The organism is Pedobacter sp. SL55 (assembly GCF_026625705.1).
In the GTDB taxonomy this organism is placed as follows: domain Bacteria; phylum Bacteroidota; class Bacteroidia; order Sphingobacteriales; family Sphingobacteriaceae; genus Pedobacter.
The window spans coordinates 1,912,298-1,928,822 of sequence record NZ_CP113059.1; the positions used below are offsets into that span (position 1 = coordinate 1,912,298).

At 37.2% G+C, this 16,525-nt stretch carries 17 protein-coding genes; 11 read left to right on the plus strand and 6 right to left on the minus strand.

The genetic code is table 11. From position 1 onward, the window contains the following. Window positions 1–78 precede the first annotated feature (78 nt). The 3 genes from OVA16_RS08595 (at window position 79) to OVA16_RS08605 (ending at window position 3,119) form a co-directional block, all read left to right on the plus strand. Window positions 79–975 (plus strand): helix-turn-helix domain-containing protein, encoded by an 897-nt coding sequence (locus OVA16_RS08595; protein ID WP_267764899.1) that lies wholly within the window; start codon window positions 79–81, stop codon window positions 973–975. A 172-nt stretch (window positions 976–1,147) separates the two neighbouring features. Next, window positions 1,148–1,552: an OsmC family protein gene (locus OVA16_RS08600; RefSeq protein WP_267764900.1), complete on the plus strand. Its 405-nt coding sequence runs from the start codon at window positions 1,148–1,150 to the stop codon at window positions 1,550–1,552. Window positions 1,553–1,601: 49 nt separating this feature from the next. Then, window positions 1,602–3,119 (plus strand): malate:quinone oxidoreductase, encoded by a 1,518-nt coding sequence (locus tag OVA16_RS08605; protein ID WP_267764902.1) that lies wholly within the window; start codon window positions 1,602–1,604, stop codon window positions 3,117–3,119. An 83-nt stretch (window positions 3,120–3,202) separates the two neighbouring features. Here the strand turns inward: OVA16_RS08605 and ytxJ are convergent, their stop codons facing one another. The 3 genes from ytxJ to OVA16_RS08620 all read right to left on the minus strand — a co-directional run bounded on the left by ytxJ (window position 3,203) and on the right by OVA16_RS08620 (window position 5,115). Then, window positions 3,203–3,541, minus strand: a complete 339-nt coding sequence (gene ytxJ, locus OVA16_RS08610) for a bacillithiol system redox-active protein YtxJ (RefSeq protein WP_267764904.1) — start codon at window positions 3,539–3,541, stop codon at window positions 3,203–3,205. A 239-nt stretch (window positions 3,542–3,780) separates the two neighbouring features. Beyond that, a complete protein-coding gene (gene ribH, locus OVA16_RS08615; protein ID WP_267764906.1) occupies window positions 3,781–4,272 on the minus strand; it encodes a 6,7-dimethyl-8-ribityllumazine synthase in 492 nt (163 codons plus the stop codon). Window positions 4,273–4,446: 174 nt separating this feature from the next. Next, window positions 4,447–5,115 carry a tetratricopeptide repeat protein gene (locus OVA16_RS08620; RefSeq protein WP_267764907.1) on the minus strand — a complete coding sequence of 223 codons (669 nt, stop codon included), beginning with the start codon at window positions 5,113–5,115 and terminating at the stop codon, window positions 4,447–4,449. A gap of 248 nt (window positions 5,116–5,363) precedes the next feature. Here OVA16_RS08620 and recF point away from each other — a divergent pair, with 248 nt between their 5' ends. Together recF and OVA16_RS08630 are read left to right on the plus strand one after the other, a co-directional pair. Then, window positions 5,364–6,467, plus strand: coding sequence for a DNA replication/repair protein RecF (gene recF / locus OVA16_RS08625; protein ID WP_267765363.1), 1,104 nt, complete (start codon window positions 5,364–5,366; stop codon window positions 6,465–6,467). Further along, the gene (locus OVA16_RS08630) at window positions 6,460–6,750 is read left to right on the plus strand and encodes a DUF721 domain-containing protein (RefSeq protein WP_267764909.1); all 291 of its coding nucleotides are present in this window, start codon (window positions 6,460–6,462) and stop codon (window positions 6,748–6,750) included. Before recF ends, OVA16_RS08630 begins: the two co-directional genes overlap by 8 nt. On the opposite strand, the gene OVA16_RS08635 is transcribed toward OVA16_RS08630, so the two are convergent. The 3 genes from OVA16_RS08635 to OVA16_RS08645 all read right to left on the minus strand — a co-directional run bounded on the left by OVA16_RS08635 (window position 6,751) and on the right by OVA16_RS08645 (window position 8,341). Continuing rightward, complete coding sequence (locus OVA16_RS08635; RefSeq protein ID WP_267764910.1) at window positions 6,751–6,927, minus strand: hypothetical protein; 177 nt, start codon at window positions 6,925–6,927, stop codon at window positions 6,751–6,753. It lies immediately after the preceding gene. A gap of 136 nt (window positions 6,928–7,063) precedes the next feature. After that, a complete protein-coding gene (locus OVA16_RS08640; protein WP_267764911.1) occupies window positions 7,064–7,837 on the minus strand; it encodes an FKBP-type peptidyl-prolyl cis-trans isomerase in 774 nt (257 codons plus the stop codon). A gap of 84 nt (window positions 7,838–7,921) precedes the next feature. Continuing rightward, window positions 7,922–8,341 carry a nucleoside-diphosphate kinase gene (locus OVA16_RS08645; protein WP_138730012.1) on the minus strand — a complete coding sequence of 140 codons (420 nt, stop codon included), beginning with the start codon at window positions 8,339–8,341 and terminating at the stop codon, window positions 7,922–7,924. Between the two features lie 293 nt (window positions 8,342–8,634). Here OVA16_RS08645 and OVA16_RS08650 point away from each other — a divergent pair, with 293 nt between their 5' ends. From OVA16_RS08650 to OVA16_RS08675, 6 genes are all read left to right on the plus strand, one after another. Then, entirely contained in the window at window positions 8,635–9,645 is a 1,011-nt protein-coding gene (locus OVA16_RS08650; protein WP_267764912.1) for a DHH family phosphoesterase, read from the plus strand. A gap of 159 nt (window positions 9,646–9,804) precedes the next feature. Then, on the plus strand, window positions 9,805–10,821 hold the full coding sequence (locus tag OVA16_RS08655) for an FKBP-type peptidyl-prolyl cis-trans isomerase (RefSeq protein ID WP_267764914.1): 1,017 nt from the start codon (window positions 9,805–9,807) through the stop codon (window positions 10,819–10,821). Between the two features lie 136 nt (window positions 10,822–10,957). Beyond that, the gene (locus OVA16_RS08660) at window positions 10,958–11,725 is read left to right on the plus strand and encodes a TatD family hydrolase (RefSeq protein ID WP_267764915.1); all 768 of its coding nucleotides are present in this window, start codon (window positions 10,958–10,960) and stop codon (window positions 11,723–11,725) included. A 397-nt stretch (window positions 11,726–12,122) separates the two neighbouring features. Next, window positions 12,123–13,142 carry an asparaginase gene (locus OVA16_RS08665; RefSeq protein WP_267764916.1) on the plus strand — a complete coding sequence of 340 codons (1,020 nt, stop codon included), beginning with the start codon at window positions 12,123–12,125 and terminating at the stop codon, window positions 13,140–13,142. A gap of 397 nt (window positions 13,143–13,539) precedes the next feature. Beyond that, window positions 13,540–14,955: an MBL fold metallo-hydrolase gene (locus tag OVA16_RS08670; protein ID WP_267764918.1), complete on the plus strand. Its 1,416-nt coding sequence runs from the start codon at window positions 13,540–13,542 to the stop codon at window positions 14,953–14,955. 185 nt (window positions 14,956–15,140) lie between these two features. Then, entirely contained in the window at window positions 15,141–16,115 is a 975-nt protein-coding gene (locus tag OVA16_RS08675; RefSeq protein WP_267764919.1) for a YpdA family putative bacillithiol disulfide reductase, read from the plus strand. Window positions 16,116–16,525: the final 410 nt, after the last annotated feature.

A 16,525-nucleotide genomic window follows, 5' to 3' on the forward strand; every position in this document is an offset into this window, starting at 1 on the left:
GCAATTTTTTAAAGTTTGATTAGCGACCTTCGCATCAACATATTTTATATTTATTTTTTGATTAGTTAGCTTAGCACTATGAATGGAATGGTAGAGCAACGTTGCATGGAAAAGGATTTGGTAAATGGTGGCAAAATGAATGTGCTTACCAGTGACGAAATTAAACCGTTAATGATTTTTAACGAACCTTTTAGGTCTAATTCGTTTGCGGTTATTGTAGTGCAAAAAGGCGAAATGGCTTTGCAAAACAACTTCGTAAAAAATACTTTGAGGGCTAAAGATGTATATTTGGTTACTCCGGGAAGCTTGTGCGAACTACACGAGTTGTCTGCTGATGCAGAGTTTATTAGCGTAGGTTTTAAGAAGGAATACCTTAAAGAACAGGGAATATTTTTAAATGGTGCAGAAATAGTACACCTTTTTTCTTCGGATCTGGTGCATAAGTTTTCGCTAAATGATGATGAATTTGAAGAAATGGTATTTTCGCTTCGCTCTTTGAAAAGAAAAATTAACCTGCCTGCCCATACGCCACATTTTAAAGATGTAATTAGGCATAGTTTTATTTCAGTGATTTATGAGGTGTTAATTTTTTACAGCAAGTACCGTGTTTTTATTCCAGTAAAATTAAATAGGCAAGAAGAACTAACTACCAGTTTTTTGAATTTATTAAGCGAATCTTTTAAGGAGGAAAAGAGAGTTCAGCATTATGCAAAGGAACTTTTTGTAACTTCTAGGCATTTGTCGCAAGTAGTAAAGCAAGTAACTGGAAAAACTGCTGGTGAAATTATAGATGAAATGATCATTAACGAAGCTAAGGTATTACTTTCTTCTCATGTAATGAATGTGGCCCAAGTGGCTGATGAATTGAAGTTTAGTGACCAGTCTTTTTTTGGTAAATTTTTTAAGAAATATACCGGCGTATCGCCATCTATCTATAGGTTAAATAGTACGGTAGCGGTTAATCCGCCTTTTTAACAAGAAATATTGTTCTAAGTTGCTGTGTTTTTGCGAAATAATACAATGCTTATAGTGTTAATTGCGAGCTGTTGCAATTGTTTTATGAAATTATTGTAAAATCGTTAACAAAAGTTGGTTTAGATTGTATAATAATTTGATTTTAAGCACTAAATTTGCGAAAAATTTAGCTATGGCGACTTCGAAAATAACTTATACTGGAGATTTAAGAACCATTTCTGAGCATATTAAATCTGGCAACCAAATTATTACCGATGCGCCAACAGATAACCAAGGTAAAGGCGAGGCTTTTTCGCCGACAGATTTGCTGGCAACATCATTAGGTAATTGCATGTTAACTATTGTTGGCATTACAGCTAAAAATCATGGTTTTACTATTGATGGGGCAACAGCCGAAGTTACCAAGATCATGGCCGAAAACCCACGTAGAGTAGCCGAAATTCATGTGAGTTTTCAGTTTCCAGCTAACAATTATTCTGAAAAAGAAAAGGCAATTATAGAGAGAGCTGCAAAAACATGCCCGGTGGCTTATAGTTTGCATCCCGATATTAAAAAAGAAATCGCTTTTCAGTATTGAGTTTTACAGTCCCGATTAAAAATTGGGGTAATTTTATATTTGGTTTAAAATGAGTAGAGAAAAAAAGACGGTTGTTGAAACCGACGCAGATGTTATTTTAATAGGAGCTGGCATCATGAGCGCAACGCTTGGCGTACTGCTCAAAGAGCTTAATCCTGATTTAAGTATAGAAATTTATGAACGTTTAGACGTTGCTGCTGCAGAAAGTTCTGATGCTTGGAACAACGCAGGCACTGGCCACTCGGCCTTTTGTGAGCTCAACTATACTCCTCAAAAAGCTAACGGAACTGTTGACGTAAAGAAAGCAATTTCTATTGCCGAATCTTTTGAAATTTCTAAGCAGTTTTGGACTTACTTGCTAGACAAAGGCATTTTGCAAGAACCTTGCTCGTTTATCCGAAATATACCCCATTTGAGCTTTGTTTGGGGCAAAAAAAACGTAGATTATCTAAAGATACGTTATACCAATCTAAAAGCCTGCAACTTGTTTAGCGAGATGCAGTACAGTGAAAACCCATCAGAAATTAAAGAATGGATACCATTGGTAATGGAAGGTAGGGATGAAAGTGAGCCTATTGCAGCTACAAAAGTTGATTTGGGTACCGATGTAAACTTTGGCTCGTTAACCCGAGAGATGTTTAATTATTTGGCTAAGCAAGATAAGGTTTCGCTTCATTTTCATCATGAAATTAGAGATTTGAATAAACAGGATGATGGAAGCTGGGAGGTAAAAGTTAAAAATTTAGATAGCGGAAAAAGAAAAAAACGATTGGCCAAATTCGTATTTATTGGTGCGGGCGGTGGCTCTTTGCTGTTGTTAGAAAAAGCAAACATTAAAGAAGGTAAAGGTTTTGGCGGCTTTCCGGTAAGTGGACAATGGTTAAAATGTACCAACGAAGAAGTGATTGCTCGCCATCATGCCAAAGTTTATGGCAAAGCTGCTGTAGGTGCACCGCCAATGTCGGTGCCGCATTTAGATACCAGAATTATCAATGGTAAACAAGCCCTATTGTTTGGGCCTTACGCTGGTTTTTCTACCAAGTTTTTAAAAAATGGCTCGTATTTCGATCTAGCTGCTTCTATTAAATTGAGCAATATTCGCCCAATGATTTCGGCTGGTTTAAAGAGTATAGATTTAACTAAATACTTGATTGAGCAAGTGCGCCAGTCGCCAGAAGATAGATTTGAAGCTTTAAAAGAATACATGCCAAATGCCAATATCAAAGATTGGGAGCTGGAAATTGCCGGTCAGCGGGTGCAGGTAATCAAGAAAAAGCCGAGTGGTGGTGGTATTTTAGAGTTTGGTACCGAAGTAGTAAGTGCTGGCGATGGTTCTATTGCGGCGTTATTGGGTGCTTCTCCAGGTGCATCAACTGCGGTTTCAATTATGATTGAGCTGATGAACAAATGTTTTAAAAAACAGATGCAAACTGCCGGTTGGCAAAGTAAAATTAGGGAGATGATACCAAGCTTTGGGCAAAAATTAGCCGAAGATGATGAGCTTTGCCAAGAAGTGCGCCAACGTACCTCTGCTGCATTAAAATTAAATGAAACAGCAGTTGTTTAAGTGATTCTCGTAAGCTATATATAGAAAGGGCTCTGAATTTGAATTTCAGAGCCCTTTCATTTTGTATATCTATTTTAAATTCACTAATTGTTGGCTATTACTTCGGCCACTTCATCGGCAGAAATATCGCTGTGCGAAGCATCTAAAACGCATTCGCCATTTTTAATTAATAGTAGTTGGGGCGATTCGTGATGTACCTGAAAAGTTTCAGCAATATAGGCAGAAACATCACGATGATTGATCAAATCAAGAAAATAACAATTTACCTCAGCGGGGATCACGTTCCAATCTCGCTCAAAGCTTCTTTTAGCCATTAGGCTGATGGAACAACGGGTGCTGTGTTTGAAAATTAAACTGTAGCCTTCAGAGGCTTTAATCTCATCAATTTGCGAGGTGTCAGTTAAATCAATCCAATTGCTCATGCTTACCTTCTTCTCCCTTTTGATTCTGGGTAAGAGCCATAAGCAGGACATAGACGGTTAGAGCAAGATTCTAAAACTGCGATAGCGCAGAAAGCAAACAACAATAGAATAGCTATTTTTTTCATTTTAAACGATTGTTTTACAAATACTAAGTTATGAAAAGTTTTACGTTTTAAGTAATAGGTTTTAAGTTTTAAATCTCGTTGTAAAGCTAAGGGCTTTAAACTAGAAGCAAAAACTTACAAATTTTTAGAGTATTCTACCATTTTTAATGCGGTAATAGCGGCTTCATCGCCTTTGTTGCCGTGTTTGCCTCCAGCTCTGTCAATGGCTTGCTGCTCATCATTGGTGGTAAGTACACCAAAAATTACAGGTTTACTGTATTTAATGCCTACGTTGGTAATTCCCTGCGCCGCTGCTTCGCAAATAAAATCGAAATGCTTGGTGTCGCCTTGTATCACACAACCAATACAAATTACGGCATTTATATCTTTTTGTTTATTTAATAGGATATCGGCTGCGCCAGCAAGTTCAAAAGTTCCCGGAACGGTTAACGATAAAATATCACTTTCTTTAACATTATGTTTAATTAGGGTGTCAAAAGCACCCTGGTAAAGAGCGCCAGTAATTTTAGCGTTCCATTCTGCTACTACAATAGCGATTTTGTAGCCACTCCCAGAAGGAATAGAGGTGTGAGAAAAGTCTGATAGATTTTTAAGATGTGTTGCCATGGGGTAAAGATAGGATTTTTTGTTGGAGCGAAAGATTTTATGGTTGGGGCGAAAGATTTTTTGCCCCGTGCTACAGAGATAAAGATTTTAATAATTGGGGCGAAAGATTTTTCGCTCCAACAATAAAAAGCCCCGAATTATTTTCGAGGCTTTTAAAATCCGCTACGCGGAAAATTATTTAATCTGAGCAGCAACTCTAGCGATGTACGAATCTATCATTTGAGCTTCTTGGCTTTCAGGGAACTGAGTTTTAATTTTTGTATAAGCTTCTTCTGCTCCTTTTAAATCTTTTTGAGCCTCGTTAACTAAGCCTAATTTTTTAAGAAACATTGGAGAAGTAAACTTATTTGTAGACTTGTCGATTGCTTTTTTATAATAAGTAGCAGCTTGTTTATAGTCTTTTAGTTCGCTGTAGGCATCGCCCAATAAACCTAAAGCCAACGGATCTGCTACTGGGCTACCAGTTGCGCTATATTTGCTTAAAGCATCAACTGCTTTTTGGTATTCGCCTTTGCGTAAATAAATGCCACCTAAGTAAAGGTTAGCTAAATTAGCTGATTTTGTATTTTCGTACTCTGCTGCAATTTTTTCTAAGCCCGGATATCCACCTTCGCCATTAATTGCCTTATTTGCCAAAGAGTCTACACCAACAAATTGTTCGGCTTTGAACATTTGGTTTGCTGCATCTTCTGATCTGTTTTTTAGATATACGCCTTGATACCAAATGAAAATACCGATTAAAATAACAATGGCACCAGCAATAAATGCTAAGCTTTTAGTGTTTTCTTGTATAAATGAACCTTTTTTTACCGGTTGTTCTGTTTCGTTATGTGTTGCAGACATTTTTAGTTTAAAATTATAAGGATTGCAAAAATACATTTTTCATTCAAAGTATCAACTCTTTTTAAATCATTTAATTAAGGTTTATAAATTATAACCACATAGAAACGTAGTGTTGCAAGCCTTTTTTTATCAAGTGGTGTAGCTCAAGTTGGTTAATATCGTAACCTGATAAAAAGAAATATGCTTAATAAATCTATAAGTTATGTGTTTAAGCTAGTGTAAAAATGGGTAACTTTGAGCTGTCTGATATGTGGCTAGAAAATCTTACCCTTTTAAATTTTAAAAACTATAACAGCGCCGATTTGAGCTTCTCGAAAACGGTAAATGCTTTTGTGGGCAATAATGGAGCAGGAAAAACCAACTTGCTAGATGCCATACATTATTTATGTTTGTGCAAAAGCTATTTTAACCCGATAGATAGCCAGCAAATTAAAACTGGCGAGGAATTGTTTCTGGTGCAGGGCAATTTTGAGAGGGACGATAAGAAAGAAAAAATATCATGCGGACTAAAACGCAACCACAAAAAATCTTTCAAAAGAAATAAGAAAGAGTACGATAAACTGGCCGATCATATTGGTTTGTTTCCCGTAGTGATGATTTCTCCATACGATATCAATCTGATTATGGATGGTAGCGAAGAGCGGCGCAGGTTTATTGATAATGTGATTTCGCAAACCGATAGCAGGTATTTGGATGAACTGATCATTTATAACAAACACCTATTGAATAGAAATGCTTTGCTGAAACAAATAGCAGTAACTAGAACTTTGGATGTTGCGCTGCTACAAATTTTAGACGAACAGCTTATTCATTCTGGCAATGCTATTTTTGAGAAACGCAAGCAATTTCTCTTGGATTTTATTCCGCTTTTTGATAAGCATTACCATTTTTTAACCAATGATGCCGAGCAGGTTTCTTTAAACTATCAATCGCAATTAAACGAAAATAGTTTCGAAAATCTGCTTAAGCAATCCATAGAAAAAGATAGGTTATTGGAGCGTACTACTACTGGTATTCATAAAGACGAACTGCAATTTGAAATTGCGGGTATGCCCATGAAAAAATTTGGATCGCAGGGGCAGCAAAAATCTTTTTTGATTGCATTAAAATTGGCGCAATATAGTTACTTGCAAAAGTTTAAAAATTTTAAGCCTTTGTTGTTGCTCGATGATATTTTTGATAAGTTAGATAACAATCGCGTACATAAGTTAATGGAAATGGTATCGCACCAAGATTTTGGGCAAATTTTTATAACAGATGCAAATAGAAGCAGAGTTGAAGCTGTTTTTAATGAAATTGCAGTAGATATAGCCTTGTTTGAAGTTAATGATGGGGGAGTGGTAAATGCGTAAGCCTAATGATATCACTTTAAAACAGGCAATTGACAAGATGCTAAACCATTATAAACTTCGTGGTAAGTTTGATGAAACTGGGATATTAGCAATGTGGCCCGAAATTATGGGAACTGCTGTTGCCAACAGAACAAAGCAAATTTACATACACCAGAAGAAACTATTTGTGCGTATAGAATCTTCGGTGGTTAAAAATGAATTGTTAATGGTAAAAAGTGCTATTGTAGATAAGCTTAACGAAAAAGCAGGCTCACAAGTAATTACTGATATTGTGTTTCTGTAATTAATCTTTTCTGCCACCAAAAAGTTTTGCAGCTAGCCATATTATCAAAGCAATAACTACTACAACCAAGATCACTCCAGTCCATACGCCAGCTTTAAAAATTCCTTCGACTAATTCACAACTGCTAAGTGTAGTGGCTAGTAAAGTAACTAGCGCTAGGGGCATCAATTTTTTCATACGTTTATGAGTTTTTTGATAACCTAACAGTACGAGGATAGAATAGTTTTAGAAAAAATAGTTTTGATGTTGTTTTTATATCTTTGAGCAAGACTTACGAAGTTTCTGAAACTTCGTAAGTCTAAGGTAAAACGCCCTATTGTGCTTTCTCGCCAACTTTAATTAGTTCTACTTCAAAAATCAAAGTGCTGTAAGGAGGGATGTCTTGGCCTGCACCTCTAGCGCCATAAGCTAGTTTGTAAGGGATAAAGAACCGATATTTACCACCTTCTTTCATTAGCGCTACGCCTTCTGTCCAGCCCGGAATTACTTGGTTTAAACCAAAAGAAGTGGGTTCGTTTCTATCATAAGAGCTATCAAACTGCTTACCGTTTAACAATGTTCCCTTGTAATGTACCGTAACCTTATCGGTAGCCTTAGGTTGTACGCCTGTGCCTTCGGTAATTACTTCGTATTGTAAGCCGCTAGCCGTAGTTTTAATACCTGGCTTAGTTTTGTTTTGTGCTAAAAAAGTTTCTCCTTCTTTAATTGCAGGGCCAAATTTTTCTTTTTCCTTTGCTTCACGTACACCAGCTAAGCTTTCGAATAAATTGTTAATGGCATTTTGAGAAACCTGTTCCGTCATTAAAGGTTTAGCATCTTTATTAAAAGCATCTTTTAAGCCTTTGCTTAGTAAATCGTAATTCAGTCCAGTTAAACCGCCAGAGTTTAAATTGCCACCCATTGCTAATCCAAAAGCGTAACTTGCAGAATCTAATTTGTTTTTGAAAACAATTGGTTTTGCCGCTGTTTTGGTTACTGTTTTTTTTGTTAAAACTGGCTTTTTTGGAGTAGTTGCTTTGGGTTTAGTTTGTGCGGTTGCATTGAGAACGGCAGCCGAAGCTATTGCTATAAGAAATATTTTTTTCATTGTTTATGTTAAAAGGCGAAATATACGACAAAAAAATAAGCACCCCAAAAGAGTGCTTATCAGTTATTTTCTTACTTCTTTGTACTAGAAACGTTCGTCGGCAGCGAAGAAGAAATCGCCTTCAATTTGAGCGTTTTCATCAGAATCAGAACCGTGTACCGCATTCGCATCAATTGATTTTGCATATTTCTGACGGATAGTGCCTTCTGCAGCTTCAGCAGGGTTAGTAGCGCCAATTAGGTTTCTAAATTCTTCGATGGCGTTATCTTTTTCTAAGATAGCAGCAACGATAGGGCCCGAAGACATGAAGCTTACCAAGTCGTTATAAAAAGGACGCTCTTTGTGTACAGCGTAAAATTCGCCAGCTTTTTCTGCTGATAATTTAGTGTATTTTAAAGCAATGATTTTGAAACCAGCTTTAGTGATATCATTTATGATAGAACCGATGTGGCCATTGGCAACAGCATCAGGTTTAATCATAGTAAAAGTTCTATTTGTGCTCATTTGTATAAATTTTTTGCAAAAGTACGGTTTTTTTTGAAAGATGGAAAGTCCGAAGTCCGAAGTCATTAAAAATTGGGCATACAAGGTAGCTATAAATTTGCAACATTTCAACGGTATAATATTTCAACAATCAAAACAATTAAGCCATAAAGCAATTTCCCCTAAACCCTAAACCCTAAACCCTAAACCCTAAACCCTAAACCCTAAACCCTAAACCCTAAACCCTAAACCCTAAACCCTAAACCCTAAACCCAGTTAAACAATAAATTACTAACTTCGCATCCATATAAATTATGATATCAGTTCCAGAACTTAAGAAACTACTTTCTACGCCTCAACAAATTGTGATAACCACGCATCATAAGCCAGACGGCGATGCGATGGGCTCTTCGCTAGGTTTGTATGCCTATCTTATCCAAAAAGGGCATCACGTGAGTTTAATTACACCAACAGACTACCCAGAGTTTTTACACTGGCTGCCAAATAACTCTGATGTAATTATTTACACCGAACAGGAAGAACGATCTATCGCGTTAGTTAACGAAGCGGCGATGATTTTCTGTCTCGATTTTAATACCCTTAGCAGGATTAATGAGTTAGGCGAGCACATTAGAAATACGAGTGCTGTAAAACTGATGATAGACCATCACTTAGAGCCAGAAGACTTTGATGACTATCGTCATTGGGATATCAACGCTTGTGCTGCTGCCCAATTGGTTTACGATTTCATCGTTAACGTAATGGAAGAACCTGAGAAAGTGAACAAAGACGTAGCTACTTGTTTGTACACCGGTATCATGACAGATTCTGGATCTTTCCGTTTCCCATCAGCTACGTCAACCGTTTATCGTATTGCGGCAGATTTGATAGATCTAGGCGCCGAACATTGGCGTATCCACCAGTTGGTGTACGATAACGTTTCTGAAAATCGCTTAAAATTTTTGGGTTACTGTTTGTCTAGCAAATTAGAAATTTTAAGGGAATACAATACGGCGATTATTAGTGCTACCAAAGAAGAACTGCAACAGTATAATATAGTAACTGGAGATACAGAGGGTATTGTAAACTACGCACTTTCTATCAATGGGATTAAACTGGCTGCTTTTATTATCGAAAGAACTGATAGGGTAAAATTATCTTTACGTTCTACTGGAGATTTTCCTGCTAACGAAATCTGTAAAAAATACTTTCAGGGCGGTGGGCACCGAAATGCTGCCGGAGGAGCTTCTGACAAGAATTTACAAGAAACCATTGCAGAGTTTAAAGCCATTTTGCCAGAGTATAAAACTCAGTTATTGCAGTAGTATAGAAAATTAACAAATTAAATTAAAAAAATAACAATAAGGTCGTTAACTTAGCGGGCTTTTAAAAACAAAGACAAATAAGACAATTTAAAAAAAATAGATGAAACCATTCCATTTCGGAAAAGCTTCATCACAATTAAAAGACAATTTAAAAAATAGATGAAAAAAAGTTTAGTAATTCTGTTTGCCGCTACTTTAGGTTTGGCTGCTTGTAACACAGAGAAAAAAGGTCCAGGTGGCTTGTTGTATAAAATCCACAAGTCTGGTGGTAAAGAGAAAATTGCAGAAGGCGATATCGTAAAATTGAACTTTATTCAAAAAAATGAGAAAGATTCTATTTTAGGTAGCACTTATGACAACGAACAGGCACAAGTTTTTCCGGTAGGTAAAAAACAATATGCTGGTGATATGCAAGATGTGTTAACGCTTTTTGGAGAAGGCGACAGTGCAACTTTTAAAATCAACTTAGATACCATGGCTGCGCAAACGAAACAGCCTAAACCAGAGCAATTTAAAAACGATAAATACATTGTTTTTACTGTGAAAGTTGAGAAAGTTTTCAAAAAGGGACCAAAAGAAGCGGATTCTACTTTCCAAAAAAGAGCTAGCGATTTTTTCCAAGCAGACTTTAAGGCTGATATGGATAAAAAGAAAAATGCTGAAGCTGGAAAAATCAAAGCTTATGTTGAAGATAATAATTTAAAAGTGCAAACTTCGGCTAGTGGTTTACAGTATGTAATTGAAAAACCTGGAGATGCCGCTAGAGCAGTTGAGGGCGATACAGTAAATGTTAACTACACTGGCAAATTCACTAAAAAAGGCGATAATAAAAAATACAAAGTTTTTGACACTAGTGATGAAAAAGTAGCTAAGGAAGCTAAAGTACACCAACCAGGAAGACCTTATGGTCCAACTAAAATGGTTGTTGGTGGTACTGTTCCAGGTTTTACAGAAGCTTTAAAATTAGTAGGTAAAGGCGGTAAAATTACGGCAATCATCCCTTCTAAATTAGGTTATGGCGAGCAAGGTGGTGGCCCAATTGCACCTTATAGCCCATTGGTTTTCGAGATTGAAATTGTTGATATCATTAAACCTAAAGCAGGTTCTGCTCCAGCACCGGCAGTACCAGTTGCACCAGCGGCAGCTCATTCGGCAAATGATGGTCACAACCACTAGTAGCAATAAAATTTATAAGAAAGCTGCCCTTAGGGGCGGCTTTTTTATTTTTTAAACAAAAAATGGGAGTTTACAATTATCAGTTAACCGATTAACCACTTCCACGATTAACCAAATTAACAATTAACTTTGCATCATGTTGCTTACCGATACCCATACCCATCAATATTACGAGAAAGATTTAGCGAAAAGAGAAGAACAAATGCAACGTTGTTTTGCTAACGGCGTAAAAAGGTTGTTCTTGCCTAACGTAGATGTAGCTTCTATTGCCATGATTGATGAAATGGTAAAAACTTATCCAGAAAATTGTTTTGCTATGGCTGGCTTGCATCCCTGCGATGTGAAAGAAGATTATCAATCGGTGTTGGCGGAAATTTATGCTAGCATAGCTGAAAGAAAGATTTATGCCATTGGCGAAATTGGTATTGACCTGTATTGGGATAAAACCACCTTAGCTATTCAGCAAGATGCCTTTAAACAACAAATAGAATGGGCTAAGCAATTGGATTTACCTTTTGTGATTCATTGCAGAGAAGCTTTTGATGAAGTTTTTGAAGTGCTAGAAGAAACGAAGCACGAAAAAATGCGAGGTATTTTTCATTGTTTTACGGGTAATGTAGAACAAGGAAAAAGAGCTATAGATTTAGGTTTTTACTTAGGTATTGGGGGCGTAGTAACGTACAAAAAAGCAGGCTTGGATTTGGTGCTTTCTGAAATTCCGTTAGAGCATATTGTTTTGGAAACAGATTCGCCTTTTTTGGCTCCAGTGCCTTTTAGAGGTAAGCCAAACGAAAGTAGTTACCTAGTACATATTGCCCAAAAAGTAGCAGATATTTACGTTAAGGATGTGGAGGAGATTGCTGAAATTACTACAGAAAATTCCAAGAAAATTTTTGGGGTTTAATGATTTTACCATAAAGGCACAAAGAGCACAAAGTTTTAATAGCTTTCTTTCCTTTTTTGAGCGTAATTTACACTGGTTTGTCGATAGCAAATATCGTGAAATAGCTACGAAGTAAATCTAATACATTTCTCGTACCTCGAAGTAACAAAATTTCTTACAGCTAGCGCCACAAATAATTGTATCAAGCTAGATGTTAATTTTTTACTTAATATTTAAAAATCTTAGTGATCTTCGTGTCTTGGTGGTTAAGAACTTTCCGTACAAACATTCGTTTCATTTATACTTTTCTTAAACCAACACCCAAATAGTTAAATATTTCATAAAACTTTTTCGAGTTATCAAAAGCTAAACTAATGTTGCTTAATTTGCAGCTGTAATACAAAGCTGTACTTTTTTAATGACCAAAGTTTTCATCATCTATACTGGAGGTACCATTGGCATGGTTAACGATGCTAAAACAGGAGCCTTAATTCCTTTTAATTTCGAGCAAATTAAAGAGAATGTGCCCGAGTTAGCCCGATTGAATTATGAGATTGCGGTCCACTCTTTCGAACCTATTATCGATTCATCTAACATGCATCCCGATCAATGGAAAAATGTACTTGCAGAAATTATCGAAAAAAATTACGAGGAGTTTGATGGTTTTGTGATTTTACACGGATCTGATACGATGTCGTTTACCGCATCAGCTTTGAGTTTTATGTTAAAAAATTTGGCTAAACCAGTGGTGTTAACCGGCTCGCAGTTGCCAATTGGCGAAATTAGAACAGATGCCAAAGAGAATTTAATTACTGCGCTAGAAATTGCTGCAACCAAACAAAACGGAAAGGCTGTGGTGCCAGAAGTATGTATTTATTTCGACAATCAGTTGTTTAGAGGTAACCGTTCCATTAAATACAATACAGAAAAATTTGAAGCCTTTCGTTCTCCAAACTATCCAATTTTAGCAGAAGCAGGCGTTCAATTGACTTTCTTTCACAAAGAAATTTTACCCGTTCCAACCAAAAACTTTTATATCCATACTAAATTCGATGCTAATATTGGCGTGTTAAAAATTTATCCAGGCATGACCGAAGCTGTAGTTTATGCGGTAACTAGGTCAAAAGTAAAAGCCATTGTACTAGAAACTTTTGGCTCGGGAAATACCACTACTGCAAAATGGTTTACAGATGCTTTGGCAGAGGCCATTAAAAATGGCAAGCACATTGTGGATATTTCGCAATGCCAACGCGGTTCGGTGCAATTGGGAATGTACGAAACCAGTAGCGAGTTGCAAAAAATGGGTGTAATTAGTGGTTTCGACATGACGTTTGAAACTGCAGTAACCAAGTTGATGTATTTGTTAGCCGCTGATTTGAATACCGAAGAGATTAAACAGCAAATGGAGTCGCCAATTGCTGGCGAGTTAACAAATTAGTTAGTTTTTTGGGTGGTTGGGTTTTTAGTTTTTTGGAAATCTAATGTCGATTTTAATATTCCTTTCAGTTGTTAAATATCTGTTTTGCTTAGTTTGGATGGGAGGTGTTGGTTTGTTGCTTGTATATTTATTTTCCGATAGAGATAATAAAAAACTTAAAAGGATGGGAATTCGACTTTCTCTAGTTGGCTTTTTAGCGGTAATCTTAATTTCACTATTGGAAATAACGCTAATTTAACTCTTTCGTACTTCCCGTCTAAAAACTTTCCGACTTTCAAAAAGTAAAACTTCTGCAATTATGACCACCATCATTCCAAAACCAGGCTTGTAATCTTAACTTTGTAAACGATGCGAGGAAATCTTAATACCCACATCTCAATACTCAAATCTGAAAAGCATGAAGATAGAACAAATTTATACTGGATGTTTGGCCGAAGCTGCTTATTACATAGAAAGTAATGGCGAAGCTGCTATTATTGATCCACTTCGTGAAGTTAGTCCATATTTAGTAAAGGCAACACAAAACGGAGCTAAAATCAAATATATCTTCGAAACCCATTTTCATGCAGATTTTGTTTCTGGTCACGTTGATTTAGCCGAAAAATCTGGTGCTACTATCGTTTATGGGCCAACTGCAACCACCGCCTTCGAGGCGTACATTGCAACAGATGGCGAGCAATTTAAAGTGGGCGATTTAACCATTACGGCTTTGCATACGCCGGGGCATACGCTAGAATCAACTACTTATTTATTAACAGATGCCGAAGGTAAAAACCATTGCATTTTTACTGGAGATACTTTGTTTATTGGCGATGTTGGTCGCCCAGATTTAGCGCAAAAGGGCACGTTAACCATGAACGATTTGGCGGGTTTGCTTTACGATTCGCTAAACGAAAAGATAAAGCCATTAGCTGATGATGTGATAGTTTACCCCGGCCACGGTGCTGGCTCTGCTTGTGGAAAAAGCATGAGCAAAGAAACTTTCGATACGCTTGGGCATCAAAAGCAAGTGAATTATGCCCTAAAAGCCGAAACTAAAGAACAATTCATTAAAGAAGTAACGGACGGTATCTTACCCCCGCCACAATATTTTGCTAAAAATGCAGCCATGAACAAAGGTGGTTACGAAAGCATCGACGAGGTTTTCGAAAAAGGTTTAAATCCATTGGCGCCGCAAGACTTTGAAGATTTGGCTAATCAGGCAGATGCTTTAATTCTAGACACACGTGACCCGCAAGTTTTTGCCAAAGCCTTTATTCCAAACTCAATTAACGTAGGTTTAAATGGACAGTTTGCCCCATGGGTTGGTGCATTAATTACAGATTTAAAGCAAAATATTTTATTAATTACCGAAGAAGGCAAAGCTGAAGAAACCATTACTCGTTTGGCTCGTGTAGGTTATGATCATACCATCGGTTATTTAGAAGGCGGTATTGCCGCTTGGCAAAAAGCAGGCAAAGAGGTAGATCAAATTACTTCCATTTCTGCTGAAGAATTTGAAAAAGCTTACCAAGAAAATCCAGATGTTTTAGCTTTAGATGTACGTAAACCAGGCGAATACGAAGCAGAGCATTTAGAATTTACGCATCCTCGCCCTTTAGATTACATTAACGAATGGACGCATGAAGTGGCTAGCGATAAAACTTATTACATCCATTGCGCAGGCGGTTACCGTTCTATGATTGCGGCTTCTGTTTTAAAAGCCAGAGGCATTGAGAACGTAATTGATGTAGCTGGCGGTTATGGTGCTATTAAAAACACGGGTTTAAAGCGTACCGATTTCGTTTGTCCTAGCAAATTGGCAAAGGCGTAATATGCTCTCGGGGTTGAAAGATTTCTGTCGGGGCGAAAGATTTTTCGCCCGCACAAACGAAAATTTTTGGATTTTTAGAAAATCAATTTCAGTAGTTCTTGGCTTTTTTAGTCCCGCTTTGCATTGCTCCCGATGAAAAATCGGGATACATTTCAATCGGGTTTAATTTTTAAAGCAACAATATCGTGGCAACAGAAAAACAACATTTCGATGTGTTAATTATCGGAGCTGGCCCCATCGGTTTAGCTTGTGGTATCGAAGCACAAAAAGCAGGCAAAAGCTATGTCGTTATTGATAAAGGTACTTTGGTTAATAGCTTGTACAATTATCCAGTATTCATGACTTTCTTCTCCACATCTGAACGTTTGGAAATAGGAGGTGTGCCTTTCATGAGCATCAGTACAAAACCCAACCGCAACGAAGCATTGGAATACTATCGTCGAGTTACCGAGAAATTTCAGCTTAATGTACATTTGTTCGAGGAAGTGCAAAGCTGCCAAAAGCAAGCCAATGGTTTATTTCAAGTTGAAACGTCAAAAGCAAACTACCAAGCTAAAAATGTAATTATTGCTACAGGTTTTTACGATGTGCCTAACTTGATGAATATTCCTGGTGAAGATTTGCCAAAGGTAATTCATTACTATAAAGATCCACATTATTACGCTTTTAGCAAAGTTTTAGTAGTTGGAGCTAACAATTCATCGGTAGATGTGGCATTAGAAACTTACAGAAAAGGGGCAGAAGTAACGATGGTTATCCGTGGTAGCGAGATGGGGCCAAATGTAAAATATTGGGTCCGTCCAGATATCGAAAATCGCATTAAAGAAGGTGCTATCAAAGCTTATTACAACAGCTGCTTGAAAGAAATCAAAGAGCATTCTGCTTTAATTACTACGCCAGAAGGAGAAGTAGAAATAGAAAACGATTTTGTTGCCGCCATGACTGGTTATCATCCCAACTTTAAGTTTTTAGAAAAGTTAGGAGTTACCTTGGATGAAAATAAAGTTCCAAATTATAATCCAGAAACGATGGAAAGCAATGTTGCTGGTTTGTATCTAGCTGGTGTAGTTTGCGGTGGAATGGATACGCATAAGTGGTTCATCGAAAACTCTCGTGTGCATGCAGAACAGATTATGAGGTATATTGTGAATGAACGTTAATAGTTCGTTATTCCCGCGTAGGCGGGAATCGTAATGCGATAGTTAATTATCTCATGATTGTTGTAGGATTGCTTCGTGCCTCGCAATGACGGCAATATTAAAATGATGGCACTTGCCGTTCCATTCTAAACGGGATTGCAGCGGAAATACTTTTTGAAGCGTCATTTCGAACGCAGAGAGAAATCTCAAAGGTAAGCGCTTCTATGTAACAGATTTCTCTCTGCGTTCGAAATGACGGCAACAGGATACAAAAAGATTGCAGCGTAAAGCCCGGCTTTCGGAAGTGTTTTGTACACGCCTTGCTTTTCTAAAAAATATCGGCGTTTTTGCCTAACTTTGCGGCTCGAAAACGGTTTAAGGTAAAAGGTTTAAGATGTAGGGTTGAAGACGGTGTCTTATATCTCACATCT

What these genes read in the sequence shown, in the direction of transcription:
- OVA16_RS08595 (WP_267764899.1), top strand. Translation starts at nt 79, where the DNA reads ATGAATGGAATGGTAGAGCAACGTTGCATGGAAAAGGATTTGGTAAAT.
- OVA16_RS08600 (WP_267764900.1), top strand. Translation starts at nt 1,148, where the DNA reads ATGGCGACTTCGAAAATAACTTATACTGGAGATTTAAGAACCATTTCT.
- OVA16_RS08605 (WP_267764902.1), top strand. Translation starts at nt 1,602, where the DNA reads ATGAGTAGAGAAAAAAAGACGGTTGTTGAAACCGACGCAGATGTTATT.
- ytxJ (WP_267764904.1), bottom strand. Translation starts at nt 3,541, where the DNA reads ATGAGCAATTGGATTGATTTAACTGACACCTCGCAAATTGATGAGATT.
- ribH (WP_267764906.1), bottom strand. Translation starts at nt 4,272, where the DNA reads ATGGCAACACATCTTAAAAATCTATCAGACTTTTCTCACACCTCTATT.
- OVA16_RS08620 (WP_267764907.1), bottom strand. Translation starts at nt 5,115, where the DNA reads ATGTCTGCAACACATAACGAAACAGAACAACCGGTAAAAAAAGGTTCA.
- recF (WP_267765363.1), top strand. Translation starts at nt 5,364, where the DNA reads ATGTGGCTAGAAAATCTTACCCTTTTAAATTTTAAAAACTATAACAGC.
- OVA16_RS08630 (WP_267764909.1), top strand. Translation starts at nt 6,460, where the DNA reads ATGCGTAAGCCTAATGATATCACTTTAAAACAGGCAATTGACAAGATG.
- OVA16_RS08635 (WP_267764910.1), bottom strand. Translation starts at nt 6,927, where the DNA reads ATGAAAAAATTGATGCCCCTAGCGCTAGTTACTTTACTAGCCACTACA.
- OVA16_RS08640 (WP_267764911.1), bottom strand. Translation starts at nt 7,837, where the DNA reads ATGAAAAAAATATTTCTTATAGCAATAGCTTCGGCTGCCGTTCTCAAT.
- OVA16_RS08645 (WP_138730012.1), bottom strand. Translation starts at nt 8,341, where the DNA reads ATGAGCACAAATAGAACTTTTACTATGATTAAACCTGATGCTGTTGCC.
- OVA16_RS08650 (WP_267764912.1), top strand. Translation starts at nt 8,635, where the DNA reads ATGATATCAGTTCCAGAACTTAAGAAACTACTTTCTACGCCTCAACAA.
- OVA16_RS08655 (WP_267764914.1), top strand. Translation starts at nt 9,805, where the DNA reads ATGAAAAAAAGTTTAGTAATTCTGTTTGCCGCTACTTTAGGTTTGGCT.
- OVA16_RS08660 (WP_267764915.1), top strand. Translation starts at nt 10,958, where the DNA reads ATGTTGCTTACCGATACCCATACCCATCAATATTACGAGAAAGATTTA.
- OVA16_RS08665 (WP_267764916.1), top strand. Translation starts at nt 12,123, where the DNA reads ATGACCAAAGTTTTCATCATCTATACTGGAGGTACCATTGGCATGGTT.
- OVA16_RS08670 (WP_267764918.1), top strand. Translation starts at nt 13,540, where the DNA reads ATGAAGATAGAACAAATTTATACTGGATGTTTGGCCGAAGCTGCTTAT.